11 protein-coding genes are annotated in these 14,708 nt (G+C 65.7%); 9 read left to right on the top strand and 2 right to left on the bottom strand.

What is annotated here, in order from left to right:
* Nucleotides 1-49 precede the first annotated feature (49 nt).
* Nucleotides 50-1,660, bottom strand: a complete 1,611-nt coding sequence (locus J2T47_RS22160) for a lytic transglycosylase (RefSeq protein ID WP_253451661.1) — start codon at nt 1,658-1,660, stop codon at nt 50-52.
* Between the two features lie 79 nt (nt 1,661-1,739).
* A complete protein-coding gene (gloB, locus tag J2T47_RS22155; protein ID WP_253452031.1) occupies nt 1,740-2,519 on the bottom strand; it encodes a hydroxyacylglutathione hydrolase in 780 nt (259 codons plus the stop codon).
* Nucleotides 2,520-2,609: 90 nt separating this feature from the next.
* On the opposite strand from gloB, the gene J2T47_RS22150 reads away from it, so the two are divergent.
* The 9 genes from J2T47_RS22150 (at nt 2,610) to nudC (ending at nt 14,699) form a co-directional block, all read left to right on the top strand.
* A complete protein-coding gene (locus J2T47_RS22150) occupies nt 2,610-3,365 on the top strand; it encodes a class I SAM-dependent methyltransferase (RefSeq protein WP_253452029.1) in 756 nt (251 codons plus the stop codon).
* An 11-nt stretch (nt 3,366-3,376) separates the two neighbouring features.
* Nucleotides 3,377-3,820: a ribonuclease HI gene (gene rnhA, locus J2T47_RS22145; RefSeq protein ID WP_253451659.1), complete on the top strand. Its 444-nt coding sequence runs from the start codon at nt 3,377-3,379 to the stop codon at nt 3,818-3,820.
* A gap of 72 nt (nt 3,821-3,892) precedes the next feature.
* Nucleotides 3,893-4,630, top strand: a complete 738-nt coding sequence (gene dnaQ / locus J2T47_RS22140; protein WP_253451657.1) for a DNA polymerase III subunit epsilon — start codon at nt 3,893-3,895, stop codon at nt 4,628-4,630.
* 376 nt (nt 4,631-5,006) lie between these two features.
* Nucleotides 5,007-7,259, top strand: coding sequence for an arginine/lysine/ornithine decarboxylase (locus tag J2T47_RS22135; protein WP_253451655.1), 2,253 nt, complete (start codon nt 5,007-5,009; stop codon nt 7,257-7,259).
* A 106-nt stretch (nt 7,260-7,365) separates the two neighbouring features.
* Nucleotides 7,366-9,552, top strand: coding sequence for a putative bifunctional diguanylate cyclase/phosphodiesterase (locus J2T47_RS22130; protein ID WP_253451653.1), 2,187 nt, complete (start codon nt 7,366-7,368; stop codon nt 9,550-9,552).
* A 195-nt stretch (nt 9,553-9,747) separates the two neighbouring features.
* Nucleotides 9,748-11,091: an amino acid permease gene (locus J2T47_RS22125; protein WP_045208363.1), complete on the top strand. Its 1,344-nt coding sequence runs from the start codon at nt 9,748-9,750 to the stop codon at nt 11,089-11,091.
* Nucleotides 11,092-11,331: 240 nt separating this feature from the next.
* Nucleotides 11,332-12,144 carry a crotonase/enoyl-CoA hydratase family protein gene (locus J2T47_RS22120; protein ID WP_253451651.1) on the top strand — a complete coding sequence of 271 codons (813 nt, stop codon included), beginning with the start codon at nt 11,332-11,334 and terminating at the stop codon, nt 12,142-12,144.
* A 42-nt stretch (nt 12,145-12,186) separates the two neighbouring features.
* A complete protein-coding gene (locus J2T47_RS22115) occupies nt 12,187-13,860 on the top strand; it encodes a ferrous iron transporter B (protein ID WP_253451649.1) in 1,674 nt (557 codons plus the stop codon).
* Nucleotides 13,860-14,699 (top strand): NAD(+) diphosphatase, encoded by an 840-nt coding sequence (nudC, locus tag J2T47_RS22110; protein ID WP_253451647.1) that lies wholly within the window; start codon nt 13,860-13,862, stop codon nt 14,697-14,699. The genes J2T47_RS22115 and nudC overlap by 1 nt, the downstream gene beginning before the upstream one ends.
* Nucleotides 14,700-14,708: the final 9 nt, after the last annotated feature.

Below are 14,708 nucleotides of genomic sequence, written 5' to 3'. Positions count from 1 at the left end.
TGCCAGAAGACATGCGGCCGGGGCTGTGCGCCCCGGCGCAGGATGAAGCTCAGCGGCTGGCGGTGTCGAGGTACAGCGTGATGGTCTGGCCCGGCTTCAGGGCCTGGCCACTGCGCGGATTCCAGCGCTTGATGTGCTGCATCTCGACGTTGAAGCGCTTGGCGATCAGGTACATCGAATCGCCCTGCTTGACCTTGTAGTAGGTCGCGGTGTCCTGCTTGGCCTTGCTCTTGCTGCTGGAGGCCAGCTGGGTGGCAGCGGCGCTTTGCAGCTTGAGGGTCTGGCCGGGCTTGACGCCATGGCTGTCCAGGTTGTTCCAGCGCTTGAGGTCCGCGACCTCGACGCCGTTCTTCTTGGCGATGTTCCACAGGGTGTCGCCATTCTTCACGGTGTAGCTGCGAGTAGCGACCCGGGCGCTGGCGATGGTCTTCGAGCTTTCGACCTGGGCCAGTTGGCGCGGGCTCTCCGGCTCGATGGTCGGGCGGCCGGGCTGTCCGGGGATGACCAGGGTCTGGCCATTGCGCAGGCGGTTGGCGCTCAGACGGTTGGCGGCCTTGAGCTCGGCGACGCTGAGACGGTAGCGCTGAGCGATGCTGTGCAGGCTGTCGCCTTTGCGCACGCGGTAATGGCCATTTTTCGATGCCACCAGGGGCTTGACCTGTACCGGCTCCAGGTTCGCGACACCGGCCTTGAGGGAATCCGCCTTGGCCAGCGGCACCAGCAGGTGATGCGGGCCATCCAGGGTCACGCCGCGTTTGAAGGCGGGGTTGAGCTGTTGCAGTTCGTCCTGGTCCAGGTCACCCGCCGCGGCGACCTGGGAAAGATCCAGGCCCGGCTTGACGCGGATCGAGGTGAAGTAGGGCTGGTTGGCGATCGGGCTGAGGTTGATGCCGTAGATGGTCGGGGCATTCACCAGTTGCGACAGGGCCAGCAGCTTGGGCACGTAGTCCTGGGTTTCCTGCGGCAGCGGCAGGTTCCAGTAGTCGGTGGGCAGGCCGAGGCGCTCGTTGCGCTCGATCGCTCGGCTGACGGTACCTTCCCCGGCGTTGTAGGCGGCCAGCGCGAGCAGCCAGTCGCCGTTGAACATGTCGTGCAGGCGGTTCAGGTAGGTCAGCGCGGCATTGGTCGACGCGGTGATGTCGCGGCGGCCGTCGTAGAAGTTGGTCTGGCGCAGGTTGAAGTGCGTACCCGTGCTCGGGATGAACTGCCACAGGCCCACGGCCTGGGCGCGCGACACGGCCATCGGGTTGTACGAGCTCTCGATCATCGGCAGCAGTGCCAGTTCCAGCGGCATGTCGCGCTCTTCCAGGCGCTCGACGACGTAGTGCATGTACGGTGCACCGCGCTCGCTGGCGTTTTCCAGGAACGACTGGTTGCTCATGAACCACAGGCGCTGACGCTCGATGCGCGGGTTGGTATTGAGCTGGTCCTGCAACTGGAAGCCGCCACGCATGCGTTCCCAGATATCGTTCTGGGCCTGGTTCCAGGCGGGATTGAACTGCACGTCGACGGCGCGGGAGGCGCTGCGGGCCTGATTGTCGCTGGTGCTCTGCTGGGTTGACTGGCAGCCCGCCAGGCCCGCCGCGAGGAGGACAATGGAGACTCGGATGGCGCGTGCCAATGCGTCTAGATCGGAGGTCTTTCTGGTCTTGGGCGGCATTGGCTGATGACTATGTCCGGGGCAAAAATTTCGGCGATTCTAGAAACCGAGCCGGCCCTGGTCAAGATTTCGCCAGCCTTCAGAACTGGTCCTTCCAGCGGCGAATGGTCGCAAAGACCTCTTCCGGCGTGCGGATTTGCTGGCCGCTCCGCTCGTCGGCGACTTTCTTAACGGATGTTTCCGACACGCGAAGGAAAGGATTCGTAGCCCGCTCCAGAGCAATGGAAGAAGGAAGACTGATCTTCCCTTGTTCCCTCCAGCGGCTGACTTCCTCGAAGCGTGCCAGCACTTCGGGGTTGTCCGGCTCCACCGCGCAGGCGAAGCGCAGATTGCTCAGGGTGTACTCGTGGGCGCAGTACACGGCGGTGCTGCCGGGCAGGGCGGCCAGTCGGCTCAGCGATGCGTGCATCTGTGCTGGCGTGCCTTCGAACAACCGGCCGCAACCGGCGGCGAACAGGGTGTCGCCGCAGAACAGCAGCGGCTGTTCCGCGTCGTCATGGAAGTAGGAAATGTGCCCCAGCGTGTGACCGGGCACGTGGATAACCTCGAAATCCAGGCCGAGTACGGTGACACGGTCGCCGTCCTCCAGCGCCACATCGCGTTCGGGAATCCTTTCTCCGGCCGGGCCGAGTACGCGGGCGCCGGTTTCGGTCTTGAGGCGAACGACGCCACCGACATGGTCGGCATGGTGGTGGGTGATGATGATATCGGTCAGCTTCCAGCCGGGATGGGCCTGCAGCCATTGCTCGACTGGCGCGGCGTCACCTGGATCGACTACCGCGCATTCGCGGCGGGTCACATCCTGCAACAGCCAGAGGTAGTTGTCGGAAAAGGCGGGCAGAGCATCTATCTGTATCATGGGTGGAAAGTCGCCAAGTGGTGGGCATTGGCGCATAGTAGTGCGGATACGCACTTTTGTGTCGCGCTGTCCCACAGGGGGGTAGTGATGATCGAAGAACCCTTCGCCCAGGCCGATGCCGACTGGCTCGAACTGATCGACCAGGCCCGCCACTGGCTGTCCGGGCCGGTGGGCGGAATGATGCTCGCCGAAGAACAGCAACTGCTGATCGACGAACTGGAGCGCTATTTCGGCGGCTATCTGGTGCATTACGGGCCGCATGCGGAGTTGCCGGCGAGCGTCGGCAATATCCAGCGTGGCGTGCGCCTCGGGCCACCGTTGCCCGGTGTGGAAATCGCCTGCGACGAGGCGGCCTGGCCGCTGGGCGAGCATGCCGCTGACGTGGTGCTGCTGCAGCATGGCCTGGATTTCTGCCTATCGCCGCACCGGCTCCTGCGTGAGGCCGCGCGCAGCGTGCGACCGGGCGGGCACTTGCTGGTGGTCGGGGTGAATCCCTGGAGCGCCTGGGGCATCCGCCATTACTTCGCCCGCGACGCCTTGCGCCGTGCCCGTTGCATCGCGCCGAACCGGGTCTGCGACTGGCTCAACCTGCTGGGCTTTGCGCTGGAGAAACGCCGCTTCGGGTGTTATCGTCCGCCGCTTGCATCGGCGAAATGGCAGGGCCGTCTGGCCCGCATGGAGACCTGGGGCCCCGTCCTGCAAGGCTCTGGCGCCGGCTTCTATCTATTGGTGGCGCGCAAGCTGGTGGTCGGTCTGCGGCCCCTGCGTCAGCCCCGTCGCGAGCCGCGCGGCCAACTGGTGCCGCTGCCGGTGGCCAAGGTCAGCCGCCGCGATTCCGAGTCCTGAAAGCGAGCCAAATGAGCGAAGAGAAAGTCGAGATCTACACCGACGGCGCCTGCAAGGGCAACCCGGGACCGGGTGGCTGGGGTGCCGTGCTGTTCTACAAGGGCGCCGAGCGCGAACTGTGGGGCGGCGAGGCCGAAACCACCAACAACCGCATGGAACTGATGGCCGCCATCATGGCCCTGGCCGCGCTCAAGCGGCATTGCGAGGTGCGCATCGTCACTGACTCGCAGTACGTCATGCAGGGCATCACCGAGTGGATGGTCAACTGGAAGAAGCGCGGCTGGAAGACCGCCGCCAAGCAACCGGTGAAAAACGCCGACCTGTGGCAGGCGCTGGATGAGCAGGTAAACCGGCATACTGTCGAGTGGCGCTGGGTGCGCGGCCACACCGGCCACCCCGGCAACGAGCGCGCCGACATGCTCGCCAACCGTGGCGTGAGCGAGCTGCCGCGCTAAGCGTCCGGCTCTCAGAATCAAGGGCGCCCGAAGCCATTCGGGCGCATCAATGGCAAGAAGGTTTCACACAGAATGCGTAGCGTCGTACTCGACACCGAAACGACCGGTATGCCGGTCACCGACGGCCACCGGATCATCGAGATCGGTTGCGTCGAACTCGAGGGCCGCCGTCTCACCGGTCGGCACTTCCACGTCTACCTGCAGCCCGACCGCGAGATCGACGAAGGTGCCATCGCGGTCCACGGCATCACCAATGAATACGTCAAGGACATGCCGCGCTTCCGCGAAGTGGCGGATGACTTCTTCGAGTTCATCAAGGGCGCCCAGCTGATCATCCACAACGCGGCGTTCGACGTTGGTTTCATCAACAACGAGTTCGCCCTGCTGGGGCAGAGCGAGCGCGCCGACGTTGCCGACTATTGCGGCATCCTCGACACCCTGCTGATGGCCCGCGAGCGTCACCCGGGCCAGCGCAACAACCTCGATGCGCTGTGCAAGCGCTATGGCGTCGACAACTCCGGCCGTGATCTGCACGGCGCACTGCTCGACGCCGAGATTCTCGCCGACGTCTACCTGGCGATGACCGGTGGCCAGACCAGCCTGTCGCTGGCTGGCAACGGTGCAGAAGGGGACGGCAGCGGCCGTGCCACGGCCTCGGCGATCCGTCGCCTGGCGGCGGAGCGTGGGTTGACGCGGGTGATCCGCGCCAGCGATGCGGAGATCGAGGCGCATGTGGCACGTCTGGCAGTGATCGAGAAGTCTGCGGGTGGTCCGTCGCTTTGGGCACAGATGGAGGCGCCGAAGGAGTGATCCGTCGCGCTGTCTGAAAAAGGCCCCTGAACAGGGGCCTTTTTCATTTCTGCGTCCAGTGTAGGAGCGGGCCATGCCCGCGACCCGCCGGCAAGGCCGGCGCTTTCTTTTGCTCCGTGGCTCTCGCGACATCCCTGTCGCTCAACCCCTGAAACTCCAATTCAACGAGGCCTCCTGAACGGGGCAGTCTGGAGTGCGCTGGCATTTCTCTGGAAATCTTTTAGAGGCAGAGCCAGAGCAAAACGCTCAAGGTGAGCGCACCTGTCACCCACGCGACGTTTTATTACAGCCGTCAGCCGAGCGCATTCCCCTACATTCCGTGAGTCCATACTCTGAAAGGGATCGACGCCAGTCGTACGTCATTCAGGGGGTCACAATGTACAAAGATCTGAAATTCCCCATCCTCATCGTTCACCGCGACATCAAGGCCGATACCGTGGCCGGCGACCGGGTGCGGGATATCGCGCGGGAACTGGAGCAGGACGGCTTCAGCATCCTTTCCACCGCCAGTTCCGCCGAGGGGCGCATCGTCGCCTCGACCCACCATGGTCTCGCCTGCATCCTGGTGGCCGCCGAGGGGGCGGGGGAGAACCAGCGCCTGCTGCAGGACGTGGTGGAGCTGATTCGCATGGCGCGGGTGCGCGCACCGCAACTGCCGATCTTCGCCCTCGGCGAGCAGATGACCATCGAGAACGCGCCGGCCGAGTCCATGGCCGACCTGCACCAGCTGCGCGGCATCCTCTACCTGTTCGAAGACACCGTGCCCTTTCTCGCCCGCCAGGTCAGTCGCGCTGCGCGCAAGTACCTGGAAGGCCTGTTGCCGCCGTTCTTCCGCGCGCTGGTGGAGCACACCGCGCAGTCCAACTACTCCTGGCACACGCCCGGTCACGGCGGTGGCGTGGCCTATCGCAAGAGCCCGGTGGGGCAGGCGTTCCATCAGTTCTTCGGGGAAAACACCCTGCGCTCGGACCTCTCCGTTTCGGTCCCCGAGCTGGGCTCGCTGCTCGATCACACCGGTCCGCTGGCCGAGGCCGAAGCCCGCGCAGCGCGCAATTTCGGCGCCGACCACACCTACTTCGTGATCAACGGCACCTCCACGGCAAACAAGATCGTCTGGCACTCCATGGTCTGTCGCGATGATCTGGTACTGGTGGACCGCAACTGCCACAAGTCGATCCTCCACGCGATCATCATGACCGGCGCGATCCCGCTGTACCTGACGCCTGAGCGCAACGAGCTGGGCATCATCGGGCCGATCCCGCTGGCGGAATTCAGCCGCGAATCCATCGCTGCGAAGATCGAGGCCAGCCCGCTGGCTCGCGGCCGGGAGCCCAGGGTGCGGCTGGCGGTGGTGACCAACTCCACCTACGACGGCCTCTGCTACAACGCGCAGATGATCAAGCAGGCCCTGGGCGACAGCGTCGAGGTGCTGCATTTCGACGAAGCCTGGTACGCCTACGCGGCTTTCCACGAGTTCTACGCCGGACGCTATGGCATGGGCACCAGCCGCGATGACAGCGGCCCGCTGGTGTTCACCACCCACTCCACGCACAAGATGCTCGCCGCCTTCAGCCAGGCCTCGATGATCCACGTGCAGGATGCCGGCGTACGGCGCTTCGAGCAGGCGCGCTTCAACGAAGCCTTCATGATGCACATCTCCACCTCGCCGCAGTACGGCATCATCGCCTCGCTGGACGTGGCCTCGGCGATGATGGAAGGCCCGGCAGGACGTTCGCTGATCCAGGAGACCTTCGACGAAGCCCTGAGCTTCCGCCGCGCCCTGGCCAACGTGCAGCAGAACCTCGCGGAGGACGACTGGTGGTTTTGCGTCTGGCAGCCGCCGGGCGTGGAGGGCACCGACGAGGTGAAGACCGGCGACTGGGTGCTGGAACCCAACGCCGACTGGCACGGCTTCGGCGACGCGGTGGAAGACTACGTGCTGCTCGACCCGATCAAGGTCACCCTGGCCACGCCGGGGCTCACCGCCGGCGGGCGCCTGGACTCCCGTGGGATTCCCGCCGCGGTGGTCAGCCGCTTCCTCTGGGAGCGCGGGCTGGTGGTGGAGAAGACCGGGCTGTACTCCTTCCTCGTGCTGTTCTCCATGGGCGTGACCAAGGGCAAGTGGAGCACCCTGGTCACCGAACTGCTGGAGTTCAAGCGCAGCTACGACGCCAACCAGCCGCTGGCGGATGCGCTGCCCAGCGTTGCCCAGGCGGGCGGGGCGCGTTATGCGGGCATGGGCCTGCGCGACCTGTGTGACGAGCTGCACCGCTGCTACCGCGACCACGCCACGGCCAAGGCGATGAAGCGCATGTACACCGTGCTCCCGGAAATCGCCATGCGCCCGGCGGATGCCTATGCGCAGCTGGTGCGCGGCGAAGTCGAGGCGGTGCCTATCGATCGGTTGGAAGGGCGCATCGCCGCGGTGATGCTGGTGCCATATCCGCCAGGCATCCCGCTGATCATGCCGGGGGAGCGGTTCACTGAATCCACCCGTTCCATACTCGATTACCTGGCCTTCGCCCAGAGTTTCGAGCGCAACTTCCCCGGCTTCGACTCGGACGTCCATGGGCTGCAAGTGCGCGAAGTAGACGGCGAGCGGCGCTACACCGTGGAATGCTGCAAGTGACCGTCCGGCTCCTGACAGCAGTGACATACATCACTGTATGAAAAGTGGAACTATCCTTGTGCGCATCGGTAAAGGGAGAAATTGAGGAAAAAAGGAGGTTTCCCCCATGCGCTGTCCCGTGACGTTGCCGAACGAGAGCGAGCGCCTGAGTGCGCTCTCCGATTACGGATTCGACGACGAAAGCCTGCTGCCCAGCCTCGACCCGGTGGTGCAGATCGCTGTGCGCATGTTCGGCATGCCGGTCGCAGCGGTGAACATGATCGGCAGTGACCATGTGTTCTTCGCCGCCGCCACCGGCATCGGCGAAGTCGACATGGGGCGCGACGTATCTTTCTGCGCCCATGCCATCGCCCAGGACGGCGTGATGGTGGTGGGCGACGCCAGCCGCGACGAACGCTTCCACGACAACCCGCTGGTGACCGCGCCCAATGGTGTGCGCTTCTACGCGGGTGTGCCGCTGCTGTCGGTGGAGGGGCAGGCGCTGGGCGCCTTGTGCATCATCGACAGCCAGCCCCATGAAGATTTTTCCGGTGAGGACCGCGATAGGCTGGTCGAGTTGGCGCGCATGGCGTCGGACCGGCTCGAACTGCGGCGCATCGAGGTGGCCTCGTCGCGCACCCGGCCGCTGTTCGAGGAGTACGCCGGCACCTCGCCAACGCCGGTGGTCTGGTTCGATTGCTGGGGCGAGATCGGCGCCTGGAACGAGGCGGCAGCCAACCTGTTCGGCTACGACCTGATCGAGGGCAGCGGCCAGTCCTTCGAGCTGTTGCTGCCTGAACGCAACCGATCGGGGTTCCGCGCGCTGATCAGTGGGGCCAGTGACGCCACGTCCCTGGATGGCATGGCCGTGCCGGGGGAAATCGTCGGCGTGCGCAAGGATGGCTCCGAGCTGTCCCTTGGCCTGACGCTGTTCAGCTGGACCGAGAAAGGCAAGCTCAAGTTCGAAGCCGTGCTCAAGGACCTTACCGCCCGTCATCGGGAAGAGGAGGCGCTGCGCCAACTGGCCAGCGTCGACGTGCTCACTGGCCTGGCCAATCGCGGCCAGTTCTACCGGCGTACCGAGGAAGTGCTGGTGCAGTCGCGCCCGGCAGCGGTGCTGATGATCGACCTCGACGGCTTCAAGGACGTCAACGACTCCCTCGGCCACGCGGTGGGCGACGGCATCCTGCGGCAGGTCGCCGAGCGCCTGGACCGGCTGGCGACCGCGGGCGCCACGGTGGCGCGCATCGGCGGCGACGAGTTCGCCATCCTCGAGCCGAACCTGCTTTCCCCCGAGCATGCCATGCGCTTCGCCCAGGCGGTGATCGCCAGCATCGCCGAGCCCATCGTCATCGACGCGCATGAAGTGCGGGTCGCTGCCAGTTGCGGCGTGGCGCTGGCGCCGTTGCACGCGCAGGAGGCACTGGAGCTGGTGGGCGACGCCGACCTTGCTCTGTTCAAGGCCAAGAGCAGCGGGCGCAGCCATGCCTTCGTGTTCCTTCCGGCGCTGAAGATGGAAGCGGCAGCGCGGCATCTGTACGGCATGGAGTTGCATCGCGCCGTGGCCAACGGCGAGTTCCTGCTGTTCTACCAGCCCCAGGTCAGCCTGCGCGATGGCTCCCTGCGCGGGGTCGAGGCGCTGATCCGCTGGCAGCATCCGCAGCGCGGCCTGCTGTCGCCGGCCGCCTTCCTGCCGTCACTGGAGGGCGGACCGCTGGCGGCCATCGTCGGGGCGTGGATTCTCGATGAGGCCTGTGCCCAGGCGGCTTACTGGCGGCGCAACGGTGCGCCGGAGCTGCGCATGGGGGTGAACCTGTTCGGCGCGCAGTTCCGCATGGGCAACCTGGTCACACAGGTACTGGAAGCGCTGGAACGGCACGGCCTGCCGGCGGAGGCGCTGGAGCTGGAGATCACCGAGAACATTGTGCTCAACCACGACGACACGGTGCTCAGCACCTTGCAGAGCCTGCGTTCCTACGGCGTCGGTATCGCCTTCGACGATTTCGGCACCGGCTATGCCTCCCTCAGCCTGCTCAAGACCTACCCGCTGAGCCGCATCAAGATCGATCGCACCTTCGTCATCGGCATGCTGGAGACCCAGCAGGACCTCTCGGTGATCCGCGCGATCCTCGACATGGCCCGCAGCTTTGATCTGGAGACCATCGCCGAGGGTATCGAAACCACCGCCCAGCGTGATCGCCTGCGTGCCGAACGCTGCACTGAAGGGCAGGGCTACCTGTTCGCCAAGCCGATGCCGTCGTTGCAGTTCGAGCAGCTCTACGAGATCGGCACGCGCCAGGTCGGGTCCGCCTGAACGACGGATTTTCTGCAGCGGCATTGACCAGACGGGGCGAAATCGCTCGAAACGGGCGGTCTCGCCCTGCAAAACGGTTTCCTCCTTTGCCCGGCGCTGTCTACCCTGTAGGACAGATCGCCGCGCTGCGTCTTCTCGTCGAAGGAGCAGGGCGCCAAAACGATAATACGGATCGCGGGCTTCTAAGGAGCGCAGATGGCGGAAGCGAAAAAGGGCAGCATGGGGTTCTGGAGCTGCACCGCGCTGGTGGTTGGCAACATGGTGGGGTCGGGGGTATTCCTGCTGCCGTCGAGCCTGGCGGCGTTCGGCGGCCTCAGCCTGTTCGGCTGGCTGGTGTCGAGTACCGGGGCGGTGATCCTGGCCTTCACCTTCGCCCGGCTGGCGCGGCTCAACCCGGGAGCTGGCGGGCCTTACGCCTATACCCGTGACGGCTTCGGCAGCTTCGCCGGTTATCTCTGTGCCTGGACGTACTGGAAAGCCGCCTGGATCGGCAACGCCGCCATCGCCGTGACCCTGGTGGGCTACCTGCGGGTATTCATCCCGGCCCTGGCCGACCCGCTGCTGATGGTCGCCACGGCCATCGGCGCCATCTGGCTGTGCACCCTGATCAACCTGCGCGGCATCACCGCCTTCGCCGTGGTGCAGAACTGCCTGACCGCGCTCAAGCTGATCCCGCTGCTGCTGGTGGGGATTCTCGGCTGGTTCCACTTCAACCCCGACTACCTGACCATCCCGGCGCCCAGCGAACTGCCGAACATGGGCTACGCCCAGGCGATCGCCACCACGGCGGCACTGACGCTCTGGTCGTTCATCGGCCTGGAGTCGGCTACCGTGCCGGCCGACGATGTGCGCGACCCGAAGAAGACCATCCCCCGCGCCACGCTGTTCGGCACCCTGGCGGCCGCCGCGGTGTACATCCTGTCGATCACCGCCGTGCAGGGCCTGATGCCGCCGGAAGTGCTGGCCAAGTCCACTTCGCCGTTCGCCGATGCCGCGCGCATCCTGCTGGGTACCTGGGGTTATTACCTGGTGGCTGGCGGTGCGGTGATCGCCTGCCTGGGCGCGCTCAACGGCTGGGTGCTGCTGCAGGGCCAGATCCCGGTGGCGCCGGCCCGCGACGGGCTGTTCCCCGAATCCCTGGGCAAGCTCAACAAGAACGGCGCGCCGGCCAACGGCCTGCTGTCCTCCGGGCTGCTGGTGACTGCGCTGGTGATGGTCGACGGCCATGGCGAACTGGTGGAGGTGTTCAACGTCATCATCCTGCTCGGCACCATGACCGGCGTCGTGCCTTACGCCTTCTGCACCGCTGCGCTGATCCAGATGCTGGCGGTGAAGCCGGAGTCCTTCTCGCCGCGCTCGCGTCCGCAAGTACTGGCGATTGGCTGCCTGGGGTTCCTCTACTCGCTGTGGGCGCTCTACGGCACGGGGCAGCAAGCGATCTTCTGGGGCTTCCTGGTGTTCATGGCGGGCATCCCGATGTACACCTGGCGCCAGTACCGCAACCGCGCGCAGGGGCTGCCGATGGCTGCTGGCGACTGATTGCCGCGCGGCGGCCACCTTCCTGGCAGATCAAGCAGTTGGTGGATGAATTGCGAGCAGATTCACGACCGATGCCGTGGCCTGTGTCACAGACCGCGGCATCGACTTTTGGTCTTGCCTTGTTATAGTGGCGCGATGCCAAAAATCTGTATGCGGCAACCATAAGAACTGTTGGCCCGGGCTCCAGCGGCAGCGCGCCGCACCCAGACGAGAAGCAGGGCATTCCCGAGGACATCTCCCGTGACCGAATACAAAGCCTTCCGCGTTGAACTGGCGGACAAGATCGCCCATGTGCAGATCAACCGTCCGGAAAAACTCAACGCGATGAATGCCGATTTCTGGAAGGAAATCATCGATATCTTCCAGTGGGCCGATGAAACGGATGAAGTCCGCGTCGTCGTCCTCAGCGGTGCCGGCAAGCACTTCTCCGCCGGCATCGACCTGGCCCTGCTGGCCCAGGCCGCCAGCCACCTGGGCAAGGACGTCGGCCGCAACGCCCGCGCTCTGCGCAAGACCATCCTGCAACTGCAGGGCTCCTTCAACGCCGTGGACAAGTGCAGCAAGCCGGTCCTTGCAGCGATCCAGGGCTACTGCATCGGCGGCGGCATCGACCTGATCTCCGCCTGCGACATGCGCTACTGCAGCGCCGACGCGCAGTTCTCCATCAAGGAAATCGACATGGGCATGGCGGCCGACGTCGGTACCCTGCAACGCCTGCCGCGCCTGATCGGCGACGGCATCATGCGTGAGCTGGCCTACACCGGGCGCAACGTCAACGCCGAGGAAGCGCAGCGCATCGGCCTGGTCAACAGCGTCTACGCCGATCATTCCGCGCTGCAGGACGGCGTGATGGAGCTGGCCCGGCAGATCGCCGCCAAGTCGCCGATCGCCATCCGCGGCACCAAGGAAATGATCGGCTACGCCCGCGATCACCGCGTCGAGGACGGCCTGGAGTACATCGCCACCTGGAACGCCGCCATGCTGCAGTCCGCGGACCTGCAGGCCGCCATGATGGCGCACATGAGCAAGAAGACCGCCGAGTTCGCCGATTGATGTCCGTCCACTCTTCTTGCGCGCAGGAGGCGCACTAGGCCGATGGTTACTGGAGCCACGTCCCTCAGTCTGGTCCGCGACGAGCTGTTCGCGACGATGGAAGAGGCCGAGCAGAATCTCGAGCACTTCATCGCCGAGCGTCAGAACGGCAGCCTGCTGCAACATTCCGTCGATTGCCTGAGCCAGATTCGCGGCACGCTGAATCTCATCGAGCTGGCCGGTGCCGAACTGCTGGCGCAGGAAGCGCTGGACCTGGCCACCGACATTCCCACCGGGGTCAGTGAAGACCGCGACGGCCAACTGGCCGCGCTTGGCAACGCGCTCTATGTGCTGCGTCGCTACCTGGAAAACCTCGAAGCGCACCGCCAGGAAATCCCCGAGCTGCTGCTGCCGGCGATCAACGATGTGCGCCAGGCTGCCGGCCAGCCCGCGTTGCCGGAGAGCTTCTTCTTCAGCGCGCGCCTGGACCTGCCGCGCCCGCTGCGCGCCGTCACCGCGCCGCAGGTGGAAGACCCGGCCCGTGAAGTCCGCCGCCTGCGGCAGATGTACCAGGTCGGCCTGGTGGGGCTGATCCGCGAACAGAATCTCTACCCCAGCCTCAAGCTCATGGGCCGCGCGCTGGGCAAGCTCGACGTGCTGCTGGGCAGCGCCGCGCGCACCCGTCTGTGCTGGGTCGGTGCTGGTGCGCTGGAGTCGCTGGTGGATGCGCAGATGCTGCCGCGCAAGACGCGCAAGCTGGTGTTCTCGCGCCTGGACCGCGAGCTGAAGCAACTGATCGCCAACCCGCAGTACGAAGCGCCGCGGCAGCTGCTCAAGGAGCTGCTGTACCTCACCACGCTGGCTGATACCAGCGGCGAGCGTGCCACCGAACTGCGCCAGGTGTTCGGCCTGGCAGCGCTGCCGTTCACCGATCACCTGCTCGAAGACGAGTCGCAACGCCTGTCCGGCCCCGGCCAGTCGGTGATGCGCTCGCTGTCGGTGGCGATCCGCGAGGAACTCACCGCGGTGAAGGACCAGCTCGACCTGATCGAGCGCGGCGTGTCCCAGGCCGATGCGCTGGGCATCCTGCACACCCAGCTGGGCAAGCTGGCCAAGACCCTGGGCATGGTCGGCCTGAACTCCGCTGCCACTTCGTTGCAGCATCAGCATGGCGTGGTCGCCGGCTGGGTCGCCAAGGGCGCGGTGGACGAACCGGCCGCGCTCAACGCGCTGGCCGACGCGTTGCTGTATGTCGAGAGCATGGTCGGCAACCTGGAGCGTGGCGAGCGCATGAGCGCGCGTCCGACGCCGGTGGGGGAGGACGATTCCTTCGCCGTGCACCAGCTCGCCGAAGCGCGCATCGTGGTGATCGACGAGGCCCAGGCGGGCCTGGCGCTCGCCAAGCGCGCGATCACCGCGTACCTGGAATCCAACGGCGACAAGCTGCATCTGGCCAACGTGCCGATCAGCCTGCAGGCGGTACGCGGCGGCCTCTGGTTCCTCGGTCAGGAGCGCGCGGCATTGCTCGTGGGTGCCTGTGCCGATTACATTCAGGGGCAGATGATCGAGACGACCCAGATGCCGTCCGAGCAGATGCTGGAAACCCTGGCGGATGCGCTGACCGGCCTGGAGTACTACCTGGAGGGTGGAGCGATGATGCGGCCTGAAGGCCAACCCGACGTCCTGGACGTCGCCAGCGAGAGCGTCAAGGCCCTGGGCCTGACGGTGGCCGCCTGATGCGTACCGGACGCTGGGAATCCGCGATGTTCGAGGTCGCTGCCAACGGCGGCTGGGCACTCGCCCACTGCCAGCAGCAGTTCCTCGCCGACAGCAACGGCGTGCTGTTCCCCCGTGACTGGCTCAAGCGCCAGGACCTTTCGGTGCTGTCCGAGCATGCGGTCGGCGAGTTCGACGGCGAGCCGGTGTACCTGCTGGAAATCGACCGTACCGACCCGCTGGAAGGCGCCAGCTGGATCGGCCTGCGCCAGTTCATGATGCAGGCCGAGGAAGACATCTTCGCCATGCTCGGCTTCGCCAGCCAGATCGGTATCTGGTGGCGGCAGAACCGCTTCTGCGGCAGCTGCGGCCAGCCCAGCCTGCGCATGCTCCGCGACCGCGCGATGCACTGCGAAAGCTGTGGCATCCAGCGCTACCCGCTGCTGTCGCCGAGCATGATCGTGCTGGTGACCCGTGGCGATGAGGTGCTGCTGGCGCGTTCGCCGCGCTTCGTGCCGGGGATGTACAGCACCCTGGCCGGCTTCGTCGAGCCGGGCGAGTCGGTGGAGCACTGCGTTGCGCGTGAAGTGCGCGAAGAGGTAGGCGTCGAGATCGGCAATATCCGCTACATGGGCAGCCAGCCCTGGCCGTTCCCGCATTCGCTGATGTTCGGTTACCACGCCGAGTACGTCAGTGGCGAGATCGTCATGCAGCCTGACGAGATCGAGGACGCCCGCTGGTTCCACGTCGACGAGCTGCCGCGCCTGCCGGCCGAGCGCTCCATCGCCCGCTACCTGATCGAGGTCTACCTGGCGCGCCGCGCCGGTCGTCCCGATCCTGTCCTGCCCGGCGGCGCCTGATTCCAGGCG

It is taken from the genome of Pseudomonas nitroreducens (genome assembly GCF_024170165.1).
GTDB classification, from domain to species: Bacteria; Pseudomonadota; Gammaproteobacteria; order Pseudomonadales; family Pseudomonadaceae; genus Pseudomonas; species Pseudomonas nitroreducens_C.
The sequence above is the reverse complement of the archived record's forward strand: the minus strand, read 5'-3'. Positions and strand labels throughout refer to the sequence as shown.